Here is a 25,271-nt window from a genome sequence, read left to right on the forward strand (position 1 = left end):
TAAATCCTATATTTATAAGCTTTTAACATATCCTCACATCATTTCATTCCTTGATTTTCTATATACTTTTTAACTATATCTATAGGAACACCACCAGTTGTTATAAGACAATAGCTTCTACTCCAAAAATATTCTTTCCATAACTGATTTTTTATTTTCGGAAATTCTTTTTTTATAAGTCTACTACTGGCACTTTTATACGCATTAATAAATTTTGATATATCTGTATTAGGTGAACCTTTAAATAATAAATGTACATGGTCTAAATCATGATTCCATTCTTCTAAAACAATATTATATTTAGGACAGATATACTCGAATATTTCTTTTAATCTATTTGATACTTGGTCATCTATAACGTTCCTTCTGTATTTTATAACTAATACCAAATGATAATTTAGCAAGAATGCTGAATGGTTATTATTATATAATTGCATTGATAATACTACCTTTCAGTTAATGTAACTGATTATAATTTATCATATTTGTTGCCTATCGGCAAGCGCTATCCATCTCCCACCTATAGAGGATGGGAGATGGATAGCACAATTAGGTTAAATTATTTTATCTTTCTTCTTATAGTGATTTAAACTTGAAACAATATTAGAAACACCTAAAATTATAAAAAATACTGCAAAATATTTTTTCTCAATTAAATTTGATATTCCTAAAGCCAAAAACATAACACCTGTAAATGCATCTATTTTCCACAAGTTTTTGTTATTTATTATTTCACTTTTACACTTACCGTATTTTTTTATTTGTTTAATTCTAGAATTATATGCTAAATAAGGCATAAAATTAAAAACAAACACAACAATATCAATTATTAGTAATCCAAATATAATCAGAAACATAGGTCTTGCAGTAATTAAGGAAGTAACTAACAAACCTATTAGTACTATAGCTATTATTAAAGAATAAAATGTTCCCTTTCTTGTTTGATTTCTTGCACTTATATATTTATCTATTTCTGATTCACAATCACTATAAATAGGTTTAGTTCCAGCTTGTGCCGAAAAAATATGCATTTGGTTTCCTAAAGAAACAACAGGTTTCCATCCTGCTTCTTTAAATATAGTAAAATACTCTTCATCTGCCTCACTTTGATAGTCTACACTATATACTATGTCTTGAGGCTTATCTTTTTTTAATTTATAGAAAAATCCTCCCATTATATCTTCTAGTATCCAACCTTCTCTTGCATAATTTTTTAGTTTTTCCATATCACTTTCTTCACTAAAGGCAAGTCCACTAATCATTACATATTTATTTTTCATGAATATTCTCCTTTTCTAAATCCAAAAATTTTTCAGCAAATTTAATCATCTGTTTTTTACGTTCAATCTCTTTTATAAGCATATCTCGTCCTTTATTTGTTATTTTATATACTTTTTTATTTCCATCAGTATTAGGATTTAATTCCACTAAGTCTGCTGCTAAAAGCTTTTTAAGTGTTGTATAAAGTGATGCAGGACCAATAGTAACTTCATTATTAGTAACATTCTCAATAGTTTTCATAATTAAATATCCGTGCTTTTCCTCAATAACACTAGATAAAATATAAAAAGCAGAATCTGTTAGTTCCCCAATGTCAATAGAATCTTTTCTTGCCATAAAATTCTCCTTCCTATTTTTCAATATATCATTAAATGTAATATATCATTTAATGATATATTCGTCAAATGATATATTTATCAAAAATTAAAATGAACCTTTTGGTATATATATGCATCTAATTAGTGTAAGGCAAAAAAGTAGCGCTACATTTTGCGAAGAAAGGTAGGAATTCAATTGAATAAAGATGCATTTGTAGAGAAAGTCCTTGAGGCTGAATCTACTTTATATCATGTATCAAAATCAATTTTGATTCATGATGAAGATTGTGAAGACGCAGTTCAAAATGCAATTTTAAAAGCCTATAACAAATTAGACACATTAAAGAAAGAAGAATATTTTAAAACTTGGCTTATTAGGATACTCATAAATGAATGTTATAGTTTAAAACGCAGAAAGCATCCAATGGTATCTTATGAAGAGTACTTTGAGTATGCCAAGGCTAAAGATAAAGAGGATTATAGTGAATTATATTTCGCTATTAGGCAATTACCAAATCGTATTCGTATTACAATTGTTCTTTATTATGTGGAGGGATATTCTGTAGAAGAAATTAAACAGATTTTAAAAATACCTTCAGGAACTGTAAAAAGTAGATTAGCAAGAGGACGAAAATTATTAAAAATAGAATTAGAGCATATGGAGGTAACTTATGAATAATTATAATTGGAATAATGCCTTTCCAGATACACCTGAAAGTTTTAAAAATAAGGTAAGTGCAACATTAAACAGCTTACCAAATCAAAAGGAGAATTGTGAAATGGAAAATAAAAAAATATGTATAAAGGGATTATTTAAGAAAAAAATTGTGGCTGCTCTAGTGGCTGTTATGGTAGTAGGGACAACTGTATTTGCTGCAGGAAAAATATTCTCTATAACTTCACATAGCAGTATCATACCAACTTACACTGATATACCTACAATAGAGCAAGTAAAAAAGGACTTTGGATTTAATCCTAAACTAGTTAAGAAATTTGATAACGGATATACATTTAAAAGTGGGCATACTGTAAATAATGAGGGGCTTGATGAAAAAGGTAACTCTGTAGAGAAAACCAAATCACTTGATTTTACCTATACAAAAGAAAATGATAGCTTAGGTCTTTATATGGAAAATGGAAGATTAGGTGAAAAACCAAAGAAAGCAACTATTGTTGATACTTATAATGGTATAGAGTTATATTATCATTCATATACTAACAAGGTTGTACCAGAAGATTATAAAATGACAAAACAAGATAAGCAGGATAAATTGTCTGGTAAATATGTATTTACCTATGGATCTGATAAGGAAAAAATTTCTCAAGTTCAATGTTTAAATTGGATGGAAAATGGAATTAACTATTCTTTCGTAGCAATAGATTCTAATGTATCTCAAGATGAATTAGTTAAAATGGCACAACAAATTATTAATACAAAATAAAATCAGTATCTATAATGACTTTTAATGTCATAGATGTTTATATTCCCTGGTTATCCTTATAAAACTAAAAGGCTGTATTCACTTTGGAGTACAGCCTTAATTTTTTATCCGATGACTACCCGCTTTTTACTCCCGTCTTCTTTAAAGTGGAAGTAAAAAGCGGCTACGTCCCTCCTGGATAACGATTTCTAAGCTTCAATGGGAGTAAAAACTCCTTCTGAAGCCAAGAACTCTGTTTATAATGATAACCTAATGCCTTGTCCACCATTTATGCCGTCAATATCTCTTAACATCTTCATTACCTTATCATTTTTCATAAGGTTTTTAATCTTATCACTTGATTGTAAACTTGTATTACCATTTAAATTAATTTTATTATTTTTATCAAAACTTAGTTTAACAGAACCAAGCCTTTCTTGTTTAGATTTAGACTTACGCTTTTCTCTTTCCTTATCAGCTTCAGTTAATATCTCAATAATTCCTTTTCTAAGTCTTCTACGAGCTTCTTTTTCCTCTTCGCTAAGTGGACATTCAAAACGTTGTCCATTAATAACAACCCATCTTTTATCATCATCAATACCCATTTCCTCCCATTGACATTCTGGATTATTAGCACTATAGTTCAATATTTTCTCAAAAGAACCTCTATCAACATATAAAGTTGTATGTGCTGCAGTTCCTTTATCTATAGTTATTCCTCCAATCCCATTTACCCTTGGAAAATTTTTTCTTGATGCAGAAATATCTATGCTATCCTTAAATTCTAAAGATCTTCCCGCACTGTTTTTTGATGAATATGTATCTTTAGTTTCAGAATTCATCATTGATAAATTATTTAAATATCCCCCATAATTTCTTGTAATATTATTAATACTCATATTAACACCTTCTTTCTTTTAATAATATTATCTTCGTTTCAAATTGTTTCCTACTTTAATAGTTAATTTATTTATCTGTTATATTTTCTATACCCCATTTCACAACTTTACCATCTTCTGTATAAACAAAAAAATAATAATTCTTCATATTATATAAATACAATTCTCCATCAGATGTAGACTTCTTATCATAACTTATGCCATATAGCTTTTTCATTTTATCTATAGAATCACCTATTTTTAAATCTAATGATGTATTAACATCTTTTGTACTAGTTATTGCATATAATTTATTATATTTTTTATCAAAATCAAATATTATAGATTCTGTAGAAAGTTCTTTGTCTCCAAAATGCTTATCATTAAAATCCGAAGTTATTTCAATTTCATTATCAATTTTTATATTATTTTTCTCTAAAATTGACTTTACTCTATCAATAGACATTCCCAATTTAAAAGGCTTACTTTTGTCAGGTTCCATTTCATTTATTATAAATTTTACTTTCTCATCTTGTAAATTTATTTTATTTGAATGTTCCTCTATATTTCTAATATTTTTATTATCTTTTTTTACTTCTTTATCATTTGAACTACACCCTCCTAATAAAAAACTAAACATAATAATTATTGTAATTAATAATTTTTTCATATTTCCTCCTTAAACTTATCTGTATTAACTATGTTTTATCTATTCCATAATATAATTTCTGAATTTAATTATATATTAACACTTACTTGAAATTTTTCATATAAATATTATTAATTACCTATTTTAAATTTTATAAATATCTGAAAAATACTCTATAAATAAGTAATCAAATTTATAAATTCAACATAATGTAAATATAGAAACATTATTTTCACACAATAAATAATTTGAAATTTAATTTTCTGAAAGTCTATACCATAATTTTGAATAAAAGTATGTACTTTGCTTTATATTTATGGTATATTCTATATATAGAAATATTTCAAATATTCTAAATATTTCTATAACAACTTAATTGTTGTTCATAATATTAACCATCTTATCTTAAATATATGGTTAATTAAAATATTATAAAAAGGGGGACAAGATATGTTTAAGACAAAACAAAAAAAATTTATAGCCTCTCTACTATCTATGGTAATGCTTCTATTTACCTGTAGTACATCTATGGTTTCTGCAAAAGAGGTAACTACCAATCGCAAAGCAATGACTATTATAAGTAAAAACCTTGTGACAAATGAGGAAGGTAAACAAATATACTATGAAGGTGTTGAACCAGGAGATAAAACCTCTGGACGTAGCAATCCTTATATACCACCTCAAAAACCAGATGAAGGGCCTAAAAAAAGTGTAATAGGTACCGATGATAGATTTATGATAGATGATACTACAGCATTTCCTTATTCTGCTATAGCATATATGGAAATGACATGGGAAGATGGAGCTAGATATATAGGAAGTGCATGGATGTATGGCCCTAATATAGCAGTTACAGCTGGTCATTGTCTTTATTCAAGTAAAAATGGTGGATGGCCAAAAGAAGTTGTATTATATCCTGGAAGAAATGGATCCAGTTCACCATTTGGAAGTGCTAAAGCAGTAACAATACATGTTCCTGAGAACTATGCAAATAATAGCGATACCAATTTTGACTGGGGAGTAATTGAGTTAGATAAAAATATAGGAAATACAACAGGCTATTTTGGAGCTTCTTGGCAACTTGATTCACTAAATAATATTAATGTAGATGTAACAGGTTATCCAGGTGAAAAGCATAGAGAAATGTGGACAATGAATGGTGATATTACTTCTAGCAGAGAATATAAAATTGAATATACTATAGATACTACTGGTGGTCAAAGTGGATGTCCAGTGTATTCAGATGATGATCATGTATCTATTGCCATTCATACAAATGGAGACTTTTTCAAAATATCTAATAAAGCAACTCGTATAACAAAAGGTATTTTTGACTTTATAGAATCCTTTAGATAATAATTAATTAACCCTCTCCCCTATGAATAAAGTTCATAGGGGATTTCTTCTTAAATATATTTTACATTCATTAAATCTAATAAATGTAAAACTATTAAGCCTTTAACTATTTTTTGTACTGAAAAAATAAAATATAAAATATATATTAATCTTTTTTTAGATATATAAATATATTATAAATGTATAAAATTCCACCAATAAAACTTACAAATATAATAAAATTATCAGATTTAAAATTCATCTCATCATATAAAACACCCAAATAAAAATTTAAAAATATAATAGATATAACTATAAATAATGAACTAATTAAATTATAAATATTCTTTTTTTTCATAGTGAGAATAGTATTATATAATATAACAACTGTTAATAGTAGTACAGCAATTCTTAAAGATGACCAATATTTAAAGTATGGGTTATACATTATATATACTTCCTCCTTTCAAACAAAGTATTTTCTCTATAAAAATCAATGTTATATTGATTTTAGCCTTAATGTTATTTGGTAAATATGAAATTACATTACCTAAAAATAAGGTGATTAAGGTAGTGCTTATTATTACCAAATCCACTATATAAAGATTATTGATAATAGATCCTAAATTTAAAAAAGTATCTACCATTTTCCCACCTCATATAATTTTAATTACCTTTAAATGCTGCCTTCAATCTCAATAGTACACCTATTTAAAATAAAATTATACATTTCTTAGCCTATTAGTTGATATTATGTATTAAGCTTCATACTTGGGTAAACTCATCCTACTAAATACATTTTTATTGACTTTTAAATATTTATTTATTAAATCTTATATATAATTCCTGTATAAACACATCTTCATTAAAATTTGTTTGTAATAAAACATTCTCATATTTTTTATCTATATATATACAAACATAATAAAATACAAATCTAAATATTAACTATATCCAATATTTCATCACATTTTTTAATCCGCTTCTAGACAGTATACATTTAACATCATCCTTTAATATAACATAGGGATTATTATAATTTTTACAAACATTTTTTATATAATTTTTATTAATTATAGTTGTTCTATGAATCTGAATAAAATTATCATCCAATAAGCTACTTAAATTCTTTAATATATCATAAAATTCTAATCTACTATTAGATGTACATAAAACAACCTTACGATTATTTTTTATAGTTTCTATATAATTTATATCTTTAAATAATACAATTATATATCTGTGATTGTACTTTAACTTGTAACTTCTTTTCTTCTTGTTCATTTTCTTTTTTATTCAATATGTTAGTGGCAATTAAAAGGCTTTCCTTTAATTGTTTTTTAAATTATAATTTTTATCAATAAAATCTAAGGCTCTCAATTTATATTGAAAAACATTCATCATTAAAATGTCCCCCTTCATAAGAAAAAATGTCTATGATTAAACCCTACATTTTACAATAATATTATTTATAAATTAATTTTACCTCTATTTTCCTAGACATTCAATATTTAATTATTACTTTTTTGAATTTTTTGTCAAATTAGATATACACTTCTATTATAGACTCTAAATAATTTCATATTGTACTATTAATTAAAAAAGGAACATATCAAACTTTTGATATATCCCTCAGCAATTACATTTAACTACATTTGATCCCAATACTCTTCTTTTTTCATCTCTTCTAAAATTTGTTTTACTTTCATATTATCCACTGAATTAAATACTTTTTCATAAAGTTTTTTTCCATCTTCAATACTTAGATTATCTACTAATACTGATTTTAATAACTCATTGAAAAGTTCCTTATCTTTTTTAGATATATTATCCATGTTATTGAAAGCATCTATTACCTTTGCTACATTCATCTTTCTTAAATTAATTTCTCCACTTGTTAATACATCTATAGCTTTTTTATAATCCCCTAAATACATATCAATATAAATCATATTTATAAATTTGTAATCTGTCATTTTTTCATAACTTTCTCTAGCCTTTTCAAATTCCTCTAAAGCCAAATGGTATTTAGCTCTTTGATGATAATAATTTGTATCTCTATGCTTTTGTGGAATGTTATCTAATATTTCTTTTACTAATTTTTTATTTTCTCTTATATTTTGATTTTTCATAAAGTCCACTACTTCAAAGGAAAGTTTATTATTAGTTAAATCATCATATTCTTTGGCATATTTCAAAGCTTTATCATAATCTTTTTTATCTTTTTTCCAACCAATCATGTAAAATTTAGATAAATAAAGAAGTGCTTCCTTATCTTTTGGATTTTTATTTAATTTTTCTTCATAATATTTAATGGCTTTTTCATATTTTTCATCTAGTATAAGTTGTTCACCTAAAGTTAAATCCCCCTCCACTTTTATACTAGATATTTCATCATAATTACATATTGAAGGAAGGCTTTTAGCTATTAATTTTCCTTCTTTATCATATCCATTAACTACAATTGGATATTCTATATTAGGAGTGAATGTTCCTAGTATTCCTGATGGGTTAACTAGCATCTCTTCTTCATCAAAGGAAAGTCCTCCTACACCTATATTTTCATTTAGCTTTTTTATATTAAATTTAATATTATTTCCCTCTATCTTGTACTCTCCATTTTCATGATGTAATAGATACCTAAAGCTACTTCCTGACTTTTCCTTTGGATTACCAAATGTTATAACTTCTACTGTATAATAATCCACTCCCTTTACTTCATCCCAAGACACTTCAAATTTTTCTTCTATTGTAGTGCCTGGTAATGGATTTTTTATCCTTATTGGATTGGATAAATTAAAATTAAAATCTATATCTTTATTTAGTTGTATAGAGTTTATATTTTGTCTTAAAAAAACTTTATCATATAATTGAGAAGTATTAATTCCAATTCCCACATCATAAACACCTTGTGTAAATCCTAAAGTTTCAAATTCTCCATTTTTATCTGTTATAGCAACTGGGAAATTACCTCCTTTATAAAATACTCCAATTTCATCATTCATATAAACTTCTACAAAGGGTAGCCCTTTTCCATTGTAACTTACCTTTCCTCTAATTTTGTAATCTCCTTTTAATTTCTTTTTATAATCCTTAAACCATGTATTTTTATGACTTATGTTACTTCCCCCAAATAAATACTCTCCTGATATCCACCCGATACTACTTGCTTTTTCAAAGTAGTCCATAGCCTTTTCTATATTGCCCCTGTGCGAATAAATATCTCCTAATAAATAATAATATTTAAAATCTAAATCCATTCCCTTATTATATCCATGCAAAATTGTTTCTGCCTTTTTATAATCCCTTTGAGTGTAATAATAGTATCCTTCATAAAGTTTACTTATATTTTTAATTTCTTCATTATTCTTGTCTTTTCCCCAACTTATCCAATGTAGTAATTCATCTATATTTAAAGTAGCTATGCTTATATCCATTAGCCTAGAATAAGCTTTTTTAGTGTATTTATTATTATAATTTTTATCCGAATCCTTTAATAGAATTTTTTCAAATGCTTCTTTTGCCTTTTTTATGTCTTCTAGAGTATTATTTTTCTCTTCACCAAATCCACTAAACATAATAGTGTATTTATGAAATCCTCCTAAAATACTTTCCCCATATAAATATAAAGCCTTTTTTTCGTTTAGTTTTATGGGACTAGATAAATAATTTTTATAAAAAGCTTGTGCTTTAGGAGATCCCTTTTTATTTAAATACTCACCTATTCCTAAATTTATATAGGGTACTACAATTAAAATTATAAATAAACTTAATAATAAAAGTGATATTAAAGTTTTTAATTTTACCTTTATTTTCATATCCTCCACCCCCTAACTTATTGTACTATATATATCAAAAAAGGTTGCAAATCTTCTGATATGATTAAAATATAATGAACCAATCATAACTTTTATCTATCTATATAAGTGAAAGTACTAAAATACCATGGTATTAAGTTTAGGGGGAGACATAATGGAATTTATTGAAGATGTAAAATCAGCTCAAGCTGGAAATAAAGCTTCCTTTGTAAAACTTATAAGACATTATGAAAAATATTTTTATGTAGTCTCTAAATCAATTTTAGATAAAGATGAGGATTGTGCTGATGCTATACAGGAAACTATATTAAATTGTTATAAAAATATAAAATCCTTAAATAATCCAAAATGTTTTAAGGCTTGGTTTACAAAATGTCTTATAAATAATTGCTACAAAATATTAAAAAACAATAAAAAAATTATTTTATTAGATGAAATTGAAGATAAGAAATACTCTAAAGATGAATTTTACTTAGTTGAATTAAATCATCTATTAAGTACATTAGATGAAGATTTAAAAACAGTGATATTTCTTTATTATTTTGAAGATCTCTCTGTAAAAGATATTAGTAATGCAATCAATGTAAAGGAAGGTACTGTAAAATCTAGGCTTCATAGAGCTAGAACTAAGCTTTATGATATATTAAGAAAAGATGGGGAGGCTGTTTCCTATGAAAGACAAGTTAATAGATGAATATATTAAACATGAATTAGATAAATATAAAGAATCTATAGATAATGTTGAGGTTTCTTCTATTTTTCATGATAAATTAGAGGATAGTTTAGCTAATCTCTCAAATGAACAAAATAATAATACTACTAATAAAAAATCTAAAAATAAAAAATTAATTATTGCTGCTTCTATAGCCATAGCCTTAGGAGTTGGAACTCTATCCTTACCTGTTTTAGCTGAAAATATACCCATTATAAATAGTTTCTTACAAGGAAAATCTATATTTGAATTTCAAAAGAGAGAAACAAACTTTGGTACGGATAATCCCAATCTAAAGGAATATACTACAAAAGTAAATCAATCTTTAACTTTCAACGGAATTACTATAACTGTTAACGAAGTTGCTTGGGATGGCAATAAATTATTTGTAGGATATATAATTAAGGGAGAAAAAAAACTTTTACTTAATTCCCTTGGAGAACCTGATGTTCTTTCAGGCTATACCAATTCTATAAATGGTAAAATTTCTGGTAGTGGTGGATATGATTTTCAAAAAATAGATGATAAAACTTATTTATTAAAAGAAGATATTAATCTAAGTAATGATGGAAAAATACCTGATAAGTTTAGATTCTACGCTAAATTTACAGAAGTGTCAGGTGTTAAGGGCAATTGGGAATTTGATTTTATCGTTTCTCAAAAGGATTTTAAAGACCAATGTAAAACTATAAAAATAAATAAAAAGCATAAAATAGATAATAACAAACTTGTCATAAAAAGACTATCTTTAACCCCTGTAAGTTCTTTATTAGAAATGAGTGCCATAAATGCTACAAACGACAATAATCATATATCTTTTAACAATTACGAATTTTTAATAACTAATGAGAATGGTCAACTTCTAAAAAAAATTAGAGAGGGATATAGGACGGAAGAAAATGATACCTATGGAAGTATTGAATTTATACCTGATGAAATAAATAATTCAGAAAAAATAAATATAGAAATTTTGAAAAAAAACATAGATATTCTACGACCTGAAAATTATAAAACAACATATGAAATTCCTTTAAATAATGAAACTTTACCTAAAAAAATAACAACTAAAAAATTTGGAAGCATTACTATAAATAGATTTGAAGTAAAAGATGATAAACTTACTTTATATTTTTCTGTAGAAGGTAATTACTCAAGTTTACTTACACAAAATATTTTAATTAAAAATAAAAGTGACGATTCTACTTCCGATAGAGCTGCATTGTTTCGTCAATTTATCGCCGAATATAACAATAAGGAATATAAAAACTCTATAGATTTTAAAAATTCAAAAGATGAATTAAATCACATACTTAAAGACCCAATTATAGTAATACCTGATCCAAGCCCCTACTATGAACCATTAAAAGGATCTGAAACTGAAGTAAAAATAAAGTAAAAAATAAAGTGCCTAACTTTAGGCACTTTATTCTATTAAAATATTATTTTTCTGGAATTTCATAAACTGATACTGTATCTAAAGTAAGTACTGGGTCTTCAAATACATTAACAGCTGATGCTTGCTCAGCTATTCCTGCATTTTCAGCTATCTTAAATGCTCTTGCTTGTATTTTTAATTTATTTCCACAAACCCCTATGATTCTTCCCACAACTTCTATGAAGTCTCCTGAATATGTTGGAGCTGTAAAAGCTAATTTTTCATATTTTTTGCATTCCCCTTCGTTGCCTGCATACATAATACATAAATTTGTAGCAACATCCCCTATATATTCTGTTGTACGGGAACCATTTACTAAATCTCCTGCATAATGTGCATGTGACGCTGATATACGAACACGTATCATCGCTTCATAATCTTTATCAGGCTTTACAAATACTTCTGCCATTTAAAAGCACCTCCAAATTTATTTTAATTTTATTTTCAGATTTTAATTTTAATACTCTAATCCCATTTATTTTTTACTATACCTTCTGGTTGGTCTCCTCTTTGTAAATTCTTTTTAACAATTAAAGTTCCTTTAGCCTTAGCTACTAGAACTGGTGGATCTAATACATCAACATCATTTATCGCAGCATTTTCTTTTCCGTTTCTTGAAGCAGGTGTAGCAACTTTATAAGTTTCAAATTCACAAACTCTTGAGGAGTTCCCTAATTTAACAACTTTTCCTTTACACTCAATATAATCTCCTTCGTAAACTGGTTCTAAGAATTCTACATAATCATAACCTAAAAATAAGGATTCATCTCCGTCCTTTAAAACACATAACTCTGTTCCAATATCCCCATAGATATCTAAATGCTTATTAGGCTGAACTACTCCTCCTAAATAATGAGCATCTTCTGGATTCATTCTATACCTGTGTATAGCTTCTCTAACCATAAAAGGCCACCCCCTAATTATTTTCTGTAGGTCATCTCCTACACTACTAATATATTAGGATTCTTTTGAAAATATTTCTAATTTATTACATTTAGTTGAAAGTTTTTTATTTCATTATTTTACATCTTATTACAACCACTTGATTAATTAAGAAGAATTATCCTTAGTTGTTTATTATTAACTACCCATAAGAAAAGGCTTTACCTTATGACGTAGTAGATTTTAGTCTAGCATTAACGTATAATATATATTGTAATTCCAATTATTCATAAAGTATAAAAGAGGTGTTCTAATGACTTTATATGATGAAGATAATATAAATCTAATTAAAGATGACCTTAGATATTTAAAACTTTTATCAACTAAATATCATAATATTCCCTCTGCTTGTTCAGAAATAATAAATTTACAAGCAATATTAAATTTACCAAAGGGAACAGAACATTTTATAAGTGATATTCATGGAGAATATGAATCCTTTACCCATATGCTTAAAAATGCTTCTGGAGTTATTAAAAGAAAATTAGATGATATATTTGGTACTTCTCTAATGGACAAGGATAAAGATAGTTTAGCTACTCTTATTTATTATCCAAAAGAAAAACTTGAAATATTAAAGGAAAGTAATAACGATTTAGAAGAATGGTATAAAGTTACTTTATATAGACTAATACAAGTTTGCAAATCAGTTTCTTCAAAATACACTCGTTCTAAAGTTAGAAAGGCATTACCTAAAAACTTTTCTTATATTATAGAAGAACTTTTAAACGAACAAGCTGATAGAGTAAATAAACAAGAATATTATAGTGGTATAATAAATACCATAGTTGATATTGGTTGTGCAGATTCATTAATAATTGAAATATCAAAAGTTATACAAAAATTAGTTGTAGATAGGCTTCATATTATAGGCGATATATATGATAGAGGTCCTGGTGCAGAAATAATAATGGATGCTTTGATGGATCATCATTCAATGGACATACAATGGGGAAATCATGACATACTTTGGATGGGTGCAGCTTCTGGCTCTAAGGCTTGTACTGCCAATGTTTTAAGAATTTCCCTAAGATATGCTAACTTATCCACAGTTGAAGATGGTTATGGTATAAATCTACTTCCTTTAGCTACTTTTGCTATGAAATACTACGGAAATGACCCTTGTGAAAGTTTCATACCTAAAGCTTTAGATAAAATGCTGGATGAAAGTGATAAAAATTTATATGCTAAAATGCATAAAGCCATATCTATAATTCAATTTAAATTAGAAGGTCAAAAAATTAAAAGGCATCCTGAATTTAAATTAGAAAATATGCTTTTATTAGATAAAATAAATTTTGATGATGGAACTATAACCTTTGAAGGTTCAACTTATAAATTAAATGATACTAATTTGCCAACAATAGATCCTAAAAATCCATATAAATTAACAAAAGAAGAATCAGAACTAATAGAAAAACTTCAAGGATCATTTTTGAATAGCGAAAAACTTCAAAAACATATTAGATTTATGTACAGTATTGGAAGTCTTTATTTAGTTTATAATTCTAATTTATTATTCCATGGATGTATTCCTTTAAATGAAGATTCTTCTTTTAGAACTTTAAATATTTGTAATAAAGAATATAGCGGTAAAAGTCTTTTAGATTTATTTGATAAATATGCAAGGGAAGCTTATTACTATAAAGATGATGATAATGTAAAAAATTATGCCATGGATATGATGTGGTATTTATGGTGTGGCCCTATATCTCCACTATTTGGTAAGCATAAAATGACCACTTTTGAAAGATACTTTATAGATGATAAGAAAACTCATAAAGAAATTAAAGATCCTTATTATACTTATAGGGATAGTGAAGAACTTTGTAATAGAATATTTGAAGAGTTCCAATTGGATCTAGAAAAGTCTCATATAATAAATGGACATATACCTGTTAAAACTAAAAATGGTGAAAGTCCTGTAATGGCAAATGGAAAACTTCTTGTAATAGATGGTGGTTTTTGTAAAGCCTATCAGCCACAAACAGGTATTGCAGGCTATACATTGATATATAATTCCTATGGATTTTTACTTTCTTCTCATGAACCCTTTGAATCTACCAAAAAAGCTATAGAAGAAGAGCAGGATATTCTATCCTCTACTGTTATTTTAGAAAACTCTGTTACTAGAAAAAGAGTAATGGATACTGATATTGGAAAAGAGTTAAAAGAACAAATTAAAAATCTTAAAAAACTATTAGTAGCTTACAGAAAAGGACTAATACAAGAAAATATATAATAAATAATGGCGTTGTAAAAGAATAAAATAATCTTTTACAACGCCATTATATTATATTTTATTTAGAGGATATAGCTTTTTCTAACTTCATTAATTGTTTCATATTCTTAGAAAGGAAGAATACAGTTACTATAGCTGCTAAAACATCAGATACAGGTCCTACTATCCATACTCCATTTAGTCCGAATATTGGTGGTAGTATTAAAAGCATTGGAATAAGTAATATAACCTGTCTTAAAAGACTTAAAAATATTGCAATCTTTGCCTTTCCTACAGCTTGAAAGTAGTTTGAACTTACCACTTGGAATCCTATTATAGGAAGCATAGATAAAAATATTCTCATACCATAAGCTCCTATAGATACCAACTGTTCATCTTTATTAAAAATCTTTATTAATGCCGTTGGAAAAACTTCAACAACTATAAATCCTATAGTTGCAATAATCATAGCTGATGTTATGGCAAGTTTTAAAGTTTTTCTAACTCTTTTATATTGTTTTGCTCCATAGTTATATCCTATTATAGGTTGCATACCCTGATTTATACCAAACATAGGCATAAAAAACAACATAGATATGCTATTAACAATACCCATTGCACCTACCGCTAAATCTCCACCATGTGTAAGTAAATTTTTATTAAAAATAGTTGTAACTAAGCTAGCTGCTATTTGCATGGAAAAAGGAGATATTCCTATGGACATTATGGTTTTTATAGTTCCTTTATGCAAATTTAAATTTTCTCTTCTTATTTTTAAAGTACTTCTTCCACTAAAGAAGTAATATAGTACCCAAATAGATGATACTGTTTGAGCAAATATAGTTGCAAGAGCTGCTCCCTTTATTCCCATTTTAAATACAAATATAAAAATGGGATCTAATATAGTATTTATAATGGCACCTATTAACATTGTTGCCATAGCTATTTTAGGATTTCCTTCTGCACGAATTATATTATTCATACTAAATCCTATATTTTGAAGTAATGCCCCTGCAACTATGTATTTCATGTAATCTCTAGCATAAGGTAGGGTTTCTGCACTGGCACCAAATATTTTTAATATATCGTCTAAAAATATAAGACCTACTATACTTAAACAAATTGATATTAATATAATTAATATTAAAGAGTTACCTAATATTCTTTCTGCCTCATCCTTCTTTTTTTCTCCAAGCTTTATAGATATCATAGTAGAAGAACCTATCCCTACAAGCATTCCAAATGCCATACCTATTATAGATAAAGGAAATCCTACTGCTAATCCTGATATAGCAAGGGCTCCTACCCCTCTTCCTATAAACACTCTATCCACCATATTATATAATGCATTAACTAACATTCCTACTATTGCTGGCAAGGAAAACTTAAACAGAAGTGTACCTACTTTTTCTTCACCTAACTGCTTTGACCTATCTATATCTTTTTCCACAATTTTTCCTCCTTTATGACATCTTCTGTATAATAACCAATTATATAATTATATATTAAATAAAAATAAATTTCAAACATGAAACATTTTAAGGGCAATTGATAATGAATAACCTATATGCCCCCTAAACTGTTACTTGTTCATTAAATAAAGGTTTTCTGATCAAAGTCAGAAAACCTTTATTTAATGAGCTCTAGTTAATATTAATGCCCCTTATGTTTTCTTAATTTCTTTTCTTGTCTTAGTTTAAATTTCATCTTTTTTTCTGCTTCTTTTTTTTCTTTTGAAACCTTTTTTCTCTCTATCTTCTTTTCTTCATATTGCAATTTTATAGCAATTTGTGCTTGGGTACCTACTCCCATATTTTTCGTCTCTTTTTTGATTTTTCTTTGAAGTCTTTTAGGATTTATTTTTTTATCTTTAAGTAAATTACTAGATAGTGAATTACTAAATCTTAAATCATTAAAGTTTTTTAATATAAAATCATAAACTTCATAATCTTTAGGTTCAGAACCAAATGTAACTCTTGAAACTTCATACTTACCTTCATAAACTCTTTCAAATACTCCTACCCAAAATGTATCCTCAAAAAATACTGTTAATTCAATACTAGTTTTCATTTTAAAATTCCTCCTGTTAAAATTAATTTAATCATAGAGAATGGACAACCCCAGGAGGGCAGGTTACTGCTATTTAAAAATCAAATAGGTTCGGACTACCAACCGAACTGTGTTTTTATCTCTACTAAATCATTATATCAAAAATTATAGTTTATCAAAACTTCTAATAATTATACTACTTGACATTACATAGTAGTGGTAGTATGATTTTCATATAAGCTATTATGTAATGCAAAGTAGGTGGTTTTATGGCACGAAGTACTCAAATGTTAAAGGGTATATTAGAAGGATGTATATTAAAAATCATAAGCAAAAACGAAACTTATGGTTATGAAATATGTGAAAAATTGATAGAATTTGGATTTGAAGAAGTAACAGAAGGCAGTGTATATCCTATTCTTATAAGATTAGAAAAAAAAAGACTTCTACACTCTCTTATGAAACCATCTCCATTAGGTCCTATGAGAAAATATTATTATCTTACTAATGAAGGTAAAGATGAATTAAGTGAGTTTATAACCACTTGGTATAATATTAAAAAAAATGTTGAAAATGTATTGGAAGGGTAACTATGTTTTTGGAGTTAAAACTTTTAAAAATAAGAACTAAAGAAGAGAAAAAGTTAAATAAAAAAATCATACTATATTTAAAGAAATAGAGGAGTATATGAAAAATAGTACATTAAGCTCTTTTAAAAAAGAAGAGTTTTTTCAACAGTTATTAGATATGATGCTTCAATGACAGCTAGAAAACAAAAGTATAGACTTATTTATTGGTGAAGATTATAAAAAGTTTTGTGACTCAATAATAAATGAATATAATGAATCCAAAAGTTTTATATTTAATCAGCCCTGAAATCATTTCCGTTTGTAGTCCCAATAGTTTTTGTTGCAAAAATTATAATAACTATTATAACAGGTCTTTTTAATTATGATTTATCTAAAACAATAAAACTATATTCTATAAGATATGTTATATTGATTAGTGTATTATTTATATTACTATCTGAAATATATAAAATTAAATGTAATAAATCAAAAGTTATCTTATAAAATCTTGGTATTCAGTAACTCTGAACAAACTGCTTCATAAATTAACTAAAATAGCGATGTTAATCTCAGCTTAACGAGCCTACACAAATAAAATGAAAGGTGTTCTGACCAAAAAGTCAGAACACCCTCCTTAGTTATTGACTATATAAGCTCATTTTATCTAAAACTTTTGCAAAGTCTTCTACTTTTATGCTATTATCTTTTAAAATTACACTGTATCTTACATTGTTTTCTGCCCAAAGAAATATATTTATATTTCCTTCCACAACTGATCCTTTTTGTCCTCTTATATTTATATCCTTCTCACCAGGCATTTTAGTATCTTCTGGAATATTATCTCTGTCCTTTCTAACACTAATACTACAAAAGGGTTTGTTATCTTTTGTATACTCCATAATAATTTCATTATCAATATCCTTACTACCATATTGTTGTAGGTTTATGTCCTTTATATCTATTTTTGATTCTTTATTAAAATATAAGAAACTACATCCTAAATAATCTTCTACCGCTTTTAAGTCCATTTTCTTTGTTTTTGGACCTATGTCCTCCATCTTTTCAACCTTTACTCCCTTAGGAATTTCTTGTGTAAACAGACTATCTTTAATTTGAGGTGAAAAATCAAGTTTTGTGTATTCGCATGAAATCTTTGTATTTGCACTTTGTGAAATGCTTTTAACTACAAACCAATTATCTTTATTTATCCATAGCTCTTGTTCTCCTAATATACTTTTTTCTTCATTTGGTGTAGCCTTTAAATGATAAGTATGCATACCATTTATTTTTTCTTCTCCTAAAGTTTTTATTTCATGACTTTTCTTTATTATATCTAAAAGCTGTTTTGTTTCTTCTCTTATAGATTTTACTGGAAGACTACCACTATCTATACTTTCCATGGTTAAAGCCTTATTTTGATCCTTCATATAAAGTATAACTTTATCTCCATTATTTGTAGATACAAATCTAGGTTTATTGTTCTTGTCATAATCTTCAATTCTTACTCTGATTTTATCTTTAGAAATATCAAACCATTCTTTAGCGCTACTCTCCCCTACTACCTTATCTCCTTCATAAACCAACATTTTTCTTTCACCATAATAGGTTTTATTTTTATCATTTGCTTCCATAGCATGGGCAACTATTTCTTCTGGTAAAATACTATTTTTACCTTCACATCCTGCTAATGCAGTTACTCCAATTAAACCCACCATAAATATACTCATAATTTTCTTTTTTATCATAAAAATTCATTCCTTTCCTCTTTTAAAACACAAACTATCAAGGTTCCTCTCTTTTTACTTGATAAAATATTTATTTCTCCACCATGTTTTTCTATTATCAATTTCACTATACTTAATCCTAGTCCCGTCCCCCCTCGTTTATTTCTAGAGTTGTCCCCTTTATAAAAAGGTTCTATAATTCTTTTTATATTTTCTTTAGATATTTCATCTCCTTGATTTTTTACAATTATAACTGTATGATCTTTTCTAAAATTATTAATTTTTTCCCTATCATCTCCTTGTACCCAATTTGGTAATTCATATTGGCTACTAATTGCCCCCATGCAAATGTACTTTTCTTTTTCTGTATGTATTATGGCATTGGCTATTAAGTTGTCCACAAGTCTTATCATTTGTTTTACATCTACTTTATAATTTCTATTAACCTTAATTTCTGATAAATAATTTATATGATTCTTTTTACAAAGTTCTTTATATCCTGAAAATAACATTTCAAAGAATTCTTCACCTTCTACATCTACAAATTCCATATTATAGTTTGATGAAAGTATTGTGTACATTAATAAGTCTTGAAGCATATTGGTCATATAGTCACATTTATTTAATATGCCTTTTACATATTTATTATTTTTTTCTCCTTCTACATTCATAAGTTCTGCATAGGCCCTTATAGAAGTTAAAGGTGTTTTTAAATCATGGGATATAGCAGCTATCATGTATTCTTTGGACTTTTGTTGTTTTTCTATTTCATTATTTTTCTCTATTATTTCATCCTTCATATAATTAAAATGATTTATAAGTTCTCCTATTTCATCAGTAGCTTTATAATCTATAGAACTTTCTTCTCCTAGTGGAAAAGCTTTCATGGCTTTAATGAGCATTTGAATGGGGTTATTAAATTTTTTATTCATAAACTTTATCATACATAATAGTACAGTTAGAAAAATTAAAATAAATATAATAATTGCTTTAATAGTTGCGTCATTTACTCCTTTAATTATGTTATTACGCATTATGGTAATCTCATAAAATCCAATTAAGTCCTCATCTTTAAATACAGGTTTTTTTAGTGTATCTGCTCTAAAACCATGTATTATTTCATAAAGATTTGAATAAAGTTGTTTTTTAGGTAGTGGATAAAAGTATTCATCACTACTAGAGGAATATATCTTTCCTCCATTTTTATCGTAAAGCTCAATTCTCATACTATCTTTGTCTTTTTCATCTATTATATTTAATTTTTTAGTAGCGTAACTAAATAACCTTTCATTATTTAATAGTTCATCATATTTTTCAAAGGTTTGCATATTCTTTATATAATCTTCCATTTCTGTTTTTCTATTATAATTTTTTATCCAAGAAAACAACATTACAGCAGTTAAAATAGGTATGAGCATTACTGTTATATAGGAAACTGTAATCCAATTTTTAATTTTCATGGTAACACTTCTCCTATAAATTTGTATCCTACTCCCCATACTGTTTCTATAAAGTTAGGATTTTTAATATTTTCTTTTAGCTTTTCTCTAAGTTCTTTTATGTGCACAGTAACTGTATTATTTCCATGTACATCCTTTTCTCCCCATAAAATTTCGTAGAGTTCACTTTTTGTAAAGGTTTTTTTAGGATTTTCAGCCATTAACATTAGTAGTTCAAATTCCTTTGACGTTAAATGAATGTTTCTTCCATCCACTTCTACATATTTTCCTTCTTGGTATATTATAAGACCTCTTTTAAACTTTAAAATATGTTCATTATTTTCTATTCCATTATATCTTCTATATCTTCTTAAATGAGATTCTAACCTTGCTTGAAGTTCTACTAGACTAAATGGTTTTGTAATATAATCATCTGCACCTATATTTAATCCTTTAACTTTATACCCATCTTCATTTTTAGCACTTATAATAAGTATTGGTACATCACTTGTAAGTCTTATATTTTTGCAAAGAGTTAATCCGTCCATTTCTGGCATCATAATATCTATCATTAAAAGACTAAAATTTTCTCTCTTAAATTCTTCATATCCCTCTTTTCCTGTGGATGCCCACAAAACTTCATAACCTGTTTTTTCTACATATTCTTTTATACATAAAGCTATTTCTTCATCGTCTTCCACTATTAATATTCTTTCCTTCATAGAAAAGCCCTCCCTATACGTTAAATTATAGGTTATATTATAATGGTTTTTAAAAACTTTATAAATTCTTTATAATTAAAGAAAAAAGGTAACTTTTTCAACGCTATAAACCTAATAAAAAAACGATATAGTAGAAAACTATAATTAAATTAAAGTGTACTTTTTATATAATTATTGCGTAAAAATACACTAATATAATTGTAAAGGAGTATTTCACTATGTTAAAAGTTATGAGAACACCTTCTAGATACGTACAAGGATCAGATTCTATTTTAGATATTTATACTCATACTTCATTTCTTGGAGATTCATATTTCATAATAGCAGATAATATAGTTATGGAAATGACAAAAGGTAAAATAGAAAAAGCTTTTGAAAACAAGAATTGTAACATTGTATTTGAAAACTTTAATGGTCAATGTACAAGAAAAGAAATTAATAGATTACTGGATAAAATAAAAGAAAATAATTGCACTATAATAGTTGGCGTAGGTGGTGGAAGAACTCTAGATACTGCTAAGGCTATAGGACATTTTGGAAACTTACCTATTGTTATTATTCCAACAGTTGCGGCAACAGATGCACCTTGTACAGCTCTTTCTGTTCTATACACAGAAGAAGGAAATTTTGAAGAATATCTTTTTTATGAAAAAAATCCAGACGTAGTTCTTGTTGACACCACAGTAATTGCAAAAGCACCAGTAAGGTTTATGATAGCAGGTATGGGCGATGCACTTGCTACATATTTTGAAGCAAGAGCTTGTTTAAATTCTAATTCATTAAACCTTGTAAGTGGATCAATTTCATTGGCTGCATATTCACTTTCAAAACTTTGTTATGAAACACTTTTAGATTATGGTTATAAAGCTAAATTATCTGTAGAAGACAAAGTTGTAACTCCATCAGTGGAAAAGATAATTGAAGCTACAACTTATTTAAGTGGTGTAGGAGCTGAAAATGGTGGTCTTGCTGCAGCCCATTCGGTATATAATGCCTTTACACTTCTTGAAGAATGCGAAAAATATATGCATGGAGAAATTGTTGCCTTTGGTACCTTAGTTCAACTTGTTCTTGAAGATAGTCCAATGGAGGAAATAAATGAGGTTGCTTCATTCTGCGTAACTGTTAATCTTCCTTTAACTTTAGCTGAAATAGGAATTAATGAAATTAACGAAGAAAAATTAATGAAAGTTGCCAAAGCTGCCTGTGCACCAGGGGAAACTATTCATAATATGCTTGGAGGTGTAACCCCGGAACAACTATATAATGCTATTTTGGTAGCTAATAAATTAGGGCTTCAATATAAAAATTTATGTTAATTATAAAGTAGCAGTACATAAAAAATGTACTGCTATTTTTTAAATAACCGATGCTATTAATAAAAGTTCTTCATTATCTTCATAAATTTTATCAAACTGACTTATAGGTAGTGGATTTTTACCAAGTCCTACTTCTATAGTAAAACCAGGTCTTCTAAATTCTTCAATAAACCAATCTTTATAGCCTGCATATGAGGCTATTCCTTCCGTTTGACTTGGCGTATAACCGCTTACTTCTGCAAAAATTTCTACTATTCTTTCTGATTCTGGAGGTGTTAATGTGCTATATTGCCAGTATATTACCTCGCCTTGACTATGATATGCTAGTGTTAATCTAAAGTCATGTTCTCTAGTAAATTTAACCATAGCCTGAGTTTCTGGCTCTGATTCTGGATATGGTCCTGAATACCTTGTAGGTCCTGGACCATATATTCCATATTCTTTTTCAGCATCTTTAGATTTTTGCCAAGAAGCATTGTAATTATGATTTAAATCTACTCCTCTATTATTTGCTTGCCAATTTGTTGAAAAATCTGTACTTCCATTATTCCATACTATTAACTCATCATAATATGGATTGTCTCTTTTTAAGCCATTTAAAACTAGATCCACTCCATCTGGATTAACCATAGGCACTATATATATTGTACTTCTACTCCATATATCTCCTATATTATACCCTCTCATTTCTTCTCCAAAGGCATAACTTCTTATAAAGTTTTCAGCAAACTTCATAAGAAGAGGTGTAGTAATCCATTCTAAAGAATGATGTGCTCCATTATAAAAAACTTTATTAGGACCATTTCCTAGTTTTAAATAATAAAGCTCTCTTCCTAAAACACTTTTTCCTATGGAACCTACTTCTATAAAGGGATATCTTCTTTTTAAGCCATTAATATCTCTTTCTAATATTTCATAAGTATAATCAATATCTGTTTGAACTACTGGTATACCATAAGGTACTATTATTTCATTGCCTACCTGTAAATTATAGGGATCTATATTAGGGTTTGCTAATAATATACTATATAAATTTGTATTATATTTTTTAGCTATTTTGTAAAATGTATCTCCAGGTCTGATGGTGTATACATCATATCCTGATAAATATCTTCCTAAAGCTCTATAAGTATTTTCTCCTACTATTCCATCAGCTATAAGCCCCATATTTTTTTGAAAATTCCTTACCGCAGCTTCAGTTTGAGATCCATATATCCCATCAACCGTTCCTCTATAATATCCCATTTGTTTTAATATTGATTGGACTTCCCTTACTCTAGGGCCTCTACTCCCTAGTTTTAATAACTCCATATAACAACCTGCCTATTTATTGTTCCATTAACATTTTATTTTATAGTTATAATTATGTGAATAAATTATTCTACGCAAATTCAACATTTTACTTGTTTTTACATTATAAATTGACTATTTCCCACTTAATTCACATTTAATTATTGCTTTATAATATGGTAGTATATTAAGTAGATAAATATATATTATTTTTAACTATATATTAATTATTTTGTAACTACTTATAATATATAATTATAGTAAAATTCTATATGAGATACATTTCTCTCTTCTTAAAAGAGAGAATTTTATTGTTGCAAAGTTCTGGAGGTATGACAATGTATGATAAAAGAAAACTAAATAAAAAGAAATTTACTCGTTCTTTATTGATTATTCTAATATTATTATCAATTCCTACTTTTTTAATAAAAATCTGGGTTAATAATAATTCTAAAAAATCATCTTCAGCTTATTTGACTCATAAAGATAAGCCTATTGAAGAAACTAAAATAGAGGACAAGTCCTCTTCTGAAAAGAGTAATGAAAAAGATATTAAAAAGGATAATATTAATTTGGACAGTAAACCTTTAAATATTAATATTACCGACTATAAAACTTTCTTTAAAGATTCGATAATTTTAGGAGATTCTATTTCTGAGGGATTATCTTTTTATGAAGTTTTAGATACAAATAATGTAATTGCTAAAAAAGGTCTTACATTATATAAGGCACAGAAAGAAGTTCCGAATATAGTCGTTAAAAATCCTAAAAAATTATTTATATTTCTTGGTAACAATGATCTTTTTGAAGAAAACTTAACTAAAGATCAATTTATAAAGCAGTATTCAAGTTTAGTAAATACTATAAGGCAAAATGTTCCTAATACTAAGATATACATATTATCTATTTTGCCTGTAAGTAATAGTGCTGAAAAAGAAAACTCCTTTTTAAACCGCGAAAGAATTTTATCCTTTAATAATGCAATTAAATATATGGCAGAAAAGCATAATTTAAATTATATAAACACATTACCTGTTATACAAGGTAGAGAAAATCTATATGAACAAGATGGTATTCACTTTAAATATGATTTTTATAAATATTTGCTAAGCTATGTTGAAAACTACATTAAAGAAAATAATATATAAGG

At 27.0% G+C, this 25,271-nt stretch carries 25 protein-coding genes; 9 read left to right on the forward strand and 16 right to left on the reverse strand.

Annotation, left to right across the window (positions count from 1 at the left end):
- Positions 1–38: 38 nt before the first annotated feature.
- The 3 genes from tnpA to B5D21_RS11005 all read right to left on the reverse strand — a co-directional run bounded on the left by tnpA (position 39) and on the right by B5D21_RS11005 (position 1,617).
- Positions 39–437 (reverse strand): IS200/IS605 family transposase, encoded by a 399-nt coding sequence (gene tnpA, locus B5D21_RS10995; RefSeq protein WP_011098899.1) that lies wholly within the window; start codon positions 435–437, stop codon positions 39–41.
- Positions 438–554: 117 nt separating this feature from the next.
- A complete protein-coding gene (locus B5D21_RS11000) occupies positions 555–1,280 on the reverse strand; it encodes a DUF2812 domain-containing protein (protein WP_011098898.1) in 726 nt (241 codons plus the stop codon).
- Positions 1,270–1,617 carry a PadR family transcriptional regulator gene (locus B5D21_RS11005; RefSeq protein WP_035110747.1) on the reverse strand — a complete coding sequence of 116 codons (348 nt, stop codon included), beginning with the start codon at positions 1,615–1,617 and terminating at the stop codon, positions 1,270–1,272. The genes B5D21_RS11000 and B5D21_RS11005 overlap by 11 nt, the downstream gene beginning before the upstream one ends.
- 177 nt (positions 1,618–1,794) lie before the next feature.
- Here B5D21_RS11005 and B5D21_RS11010 point away from each other — a divergent pair, with 177 nt between their 5' ends.
- Positions 1,795–2,277 carry an RNA polymerase sigma factor gene (locus B5D21_RS11010; protein ID WP_035124432.1) on the forward strand — a complete coding sequence of 161 codons (483 nt, stop codon included), beginning with the start codon at positions 1,795–1,797 and terminating at the stop codon, positions 2,275–2,277.
- Positions 2,270–3,040: a hypothetical protein gene (locus B5D21_RS11015; RefSeq protein WP_011098895.1), complete on the forward strand. Its 771-nt coding sequence runs from the start codon at positions 2,270–2,272 to the stop codon at positions 3,038–3,040. Before B5D21_RS11010 ends, B5D21_RS11015 begins: the two co-directional genes overlap by 8 nt.
- A gap of 236 nt (positions 3,041–3,276) precedes the next feature.
- On the opposite strand, the gene B5D21_RS11020 is transcribed toward B5D21_RS11015, so the two are convergent.
- Entirely contained in the window at positions 3,277–3,918 is a 642-nt protein-coding gene (locus B5D21_RS11020) for a hypothetical protein (RefSeq protein WP_011098894.1), read from the reverse strand.
- A gap of 67 nt (positions 3,919–3,985) precedes the next feature.
- On the reverse strand, positions 3,986–4,567 hold the full coding sequence (locus B5D21_RS11025) for a hypothetical protein (RefSeq protein ID WP_011098893.1): 582 nt from the start codon (positions 4,565–4,567) through the stop codon (positions 3,986–3,988).
- A 429-nt stretch (positions 4,568–4,996) separates the two neighbouring features.
- Here B5D21_RS11025 and B5D21_RS11030 point away from each other — a divergent pair, with 429 nt between their 5' ends.
- Positions 4,997–5,902, forward strand: a complete 906-nt coding sequence (locus tag B5D21_RS11030) for a trypsin-like serine peptidase (RefSeq protein ID WP_011098892.1) — start codon at positions 4,997–4,999, stop codon at positions 5,900–5,902.
- 145 nt (positions 5,903–6,047) lie between these two features.
- Here the strand turns inward: B5D21_RS11030 and B5D21_RS11035 are convergent, their stop codons facing one another.
- The 3 genes from B5D21_RS11035 to B5D21_RS11050 form a co-directional block, all read right to left on the reverse strand.
- Positions 6,048–6,329, reverse strand: a complete 282-nt coding sequence (locus B5D21_RS11035; protein ID WP_035110742.1) for a hypothetical protein — start codon at positions 6,327–6,329, stop codon at positions 6,048–6,050.
- 500 nt (positions 6,330–6,829) lie between these two features.
- The gene (locus tag B5D21_RS11045) at positions 6,830–7,165 is read right to left on the reverse strand and encodes a LytTR family DNA-binding domain-containing protein (RefSeq protein WP_011098891.1); all 336 of its coding nucleotides are present in this window, start codon (positions 7,163–7,165) and stop codon (positions 6,830–6,832) included.
- 365 nt (positions 7,166–7,530) lie between these two features.
- Positions 7,531–9,699 (reverse strand): tetratricopeptide repeat protein, encoded by a 2,169-nt coding sequence (locus B5D21_RS11050; protein WP_035124430.1) that lies wholly within the window; start codon positions 9,697–9,699, stop codon positions 7,531–7,533.
- Positions 9,700–9,853: 154 nt separating this feature from the next.
- Here B5D21_RS11050 and B5D21_RS11055 point away from each other — a divergent pair, with 154 nt between their 5' ends.
- Both B5D21_RS11055 and B5D21_RS11060 read left to right on the forward strand, forming a co-directional pair.
- Positions 9,854–10,393 (forward strand): RNA polymerase sigma factor, encoded by a 540-nt coding sequence (locus B5D21_RS11055; RefSeq protein ID WP_035124428.1) that lies wholly within the window; start codon positions 9,854–9,856, stop codon positions 10,391–10,393.
- A complete protein-coding gene (locus B5D21_RS11060; protein WP_035124425.1) occupies positions 10,371–11,807 on the forward strand; it encodes a DUF4179 domain-containing protein in 1,437 nt (478 codons plus the stop codon). The genes B5D21_RS11055 and B5D21_RS11060 overlap by 23 nt, the downstream gene beginning before the upstream one ends.
- 43 nt (positions 11,808–11,850) lie before the next feature.
- Here the strand turns inward: B5D21_RS11060 and B5D21_RS11065 are convergent, their stop codons facing one another.
- Both B5D21_RS11065 and B5D21_RS11070 read right to left on the reverse strand, forming a co-directional pair.
- Positions 11,851–12,255, reverse strand: a complete 405-nt coding sequence (locus B5D21_RS11065; RefSeq protein ID WP_011098887.1) for a hypothetical protein — start codon at positions 12,253–12,255, stop codon at positions 11,851–11,853.
- Between the two features lie 56 nt (positions 12,256–12,311).
- Positions 12,312–12,749: a hotdog domain-containing protein gene (locus B5D21_RS11070; RefSeq protein WP_011098886.1), complete on the reverse strand. Its 438-nt coding sequence runs from the start codon at positions 12,747–12,749 to the stop codon at positions 12,312–12,314.
- Positions 12,750–13,041: 292 nt separating this feature from the next.
- Between B5D21_RS11070 and B5D21_RS11075 the strand changes: the two genes are divergently transcribed.
- On the forward strand, positions 13,042–15,030 hold the full coding sequence (locus B5D21_RS11075) for a fructose-1,6-bisphosphatase (protein WP_011098885.1): 1,989 nt from the start codon (positions 13,042–13,044) through the stop codon (positions 15,028–15,030).
- Positions 15,031–15,088: 58 nt separating this feature from the next.
- Here B5D21_RS11075 and B5D21_RS11080 read toward each other — a convergent pair whose 3' ends face one another.
- Together B5D21_RS11080 and B5D21_RS11085 are read right to left on the reverse strand one after the other, a co-directional pair.
- Positions 15,089–16,447, reverse strand: a complete 1,359-nt coding sequence (locus B5D21_RS11080) for an MATE family efflux transporter (RefSeq protein WP_035110829.1) — start codon at positions 16,445–16,447, stop codon at positions 15,089–15,091.
- Between the two features lie 215 nt (positions 16,448–16,662).
- Positions 16,663–17,079, reverse strand: a complete 417-nt coding sequence (locus B5D21_RS11085; RefSeq protein WP_011098883.1) for a YjdF family protein — start codon at positions 17,077–17,079, stop codon at positions 16,663–16,665.
- Positions 17,080–17,327: 248 nt separating this feature from the next.
- On the opposite strand from B5D21_RS11085, the gene B5D21_RS11090 reads away from it, so the two are divergent.
- Entirely contained in the window at positions 17,328–17,648 is a 321-nt protein-coding gene (locus B5D21_RS11090) for a PadR family transcriptional regulator (protein ID WP_011098882.1), read from the forward strand.
- A 617-nt stretch (positions 17,649–18,265) separates the two neighbouring features.
- Here B5D21_RS11090 and B5D21_RS11095 read toward each other — a convergent pair.
- From B5D21_RS11095 to B5D21_RS11105, 3 genes are read right to left on the reverse strand one after another with little or no spacing between them, the layout of a single operon-like run.
- The gene (locus B5D21_RS11095; RefSeq protein ID WP_011098881.1) at positions 18,266–19,372 is read right to left on the reverse strand and encodes a LolA family protein; all 1,107 of its coding nucleotides are present in this window, start codon (positions 19,370–19,372) and stop codon (positions 18,266–18,268) included.
- Positions 19,369–20,811: a HAMP domain-containing sensor histidine kinase gene (locus B5D21_RS11100; RefSeq protein WP_035110736.1), complete on the reverse strand. Its 1,443-nt coding sequence runs from the start codon at positions 20,809–20,811 to the stop codon at positions 19,369–19,371. The genes B5D21_RS11095 and B5D21_RS11100 overlap by 4 nt, the downstream gene beginning before the upstream one ends.
- Positions 20,808–21,512 carry a response regulator transcription factor gene (locus B5D21_RS11105; RefSeq protein WP_011098879.1) on the reverse strand — a complete coding sequence of 235 codons (705 nt, stop codon included), beginning with the start codon at positions 21,510–21,512 and terminating at the stop codon, positions 20,808–20,810. Before B5D21_RS11105 ends, B5D21_RS11100 begins: the two co-directional genes overlap by 4 nt.
- Before the next feature lie 218 nt (positions 21,513–21,730).
- On the opposite strand from B5D21_RS11105, the gene B5D21_RS11110 reads away from it, so the two are divergent.
- Complete coding sequence (locus tag B5D21_RS11110) at positions 21,731–22,831, forward strand: glycerol dehydrogenase (RefSeq protein ID WP_011098878.1); 1,101 nt, start codon at positions 21,731–21,733, stop codon at positions 22,829–22,831.
- Between the two features lie 39 nt (positions 22,832–22,870).
- Here the strand turns inward: B5D21_RS11110 and B5D21_RS11115 are convergent, their stop codons facing one another.
- Complete coding sequence (locus B5D21_RS11115; protein WP_011098877.1) at positions 22,871–24,142, reverse strand: M14 family metallopeptidase; 1,272 nt, start codon at positions 24,140–24,142, stop codon at positions 22,871–22,873.
- A 317-nt stretch (positions 24,143–24,459) separates the two neighbouring features.
- Between B5D21_RS11115 and B5D21_RS11120 the strand changes: the two genes are divergently transcribed.
- Complete coding sequence (locus tag B5D21_RS11120; protein ID WP_052042360.1) at positions 24,460–25,269, forward strand: GDSL-type esterase/lipase family protein; 810 nt, start codon at positions 24,460–24,462, stop codon at positions 25,267–25,269.
- Positions 25,270–25,271: the final 2 nt, after the last annotated feature.

The sequence above is a fragment of the Clostridium tetani genome, from assembly GCF_900167265.1.
GTDB classification, from domain to species: Bacteria; Bacillota; Clostridia; order Clostridiales; family Clostridiaceae; genus Clostridium_G; species Clostridium_G tetani.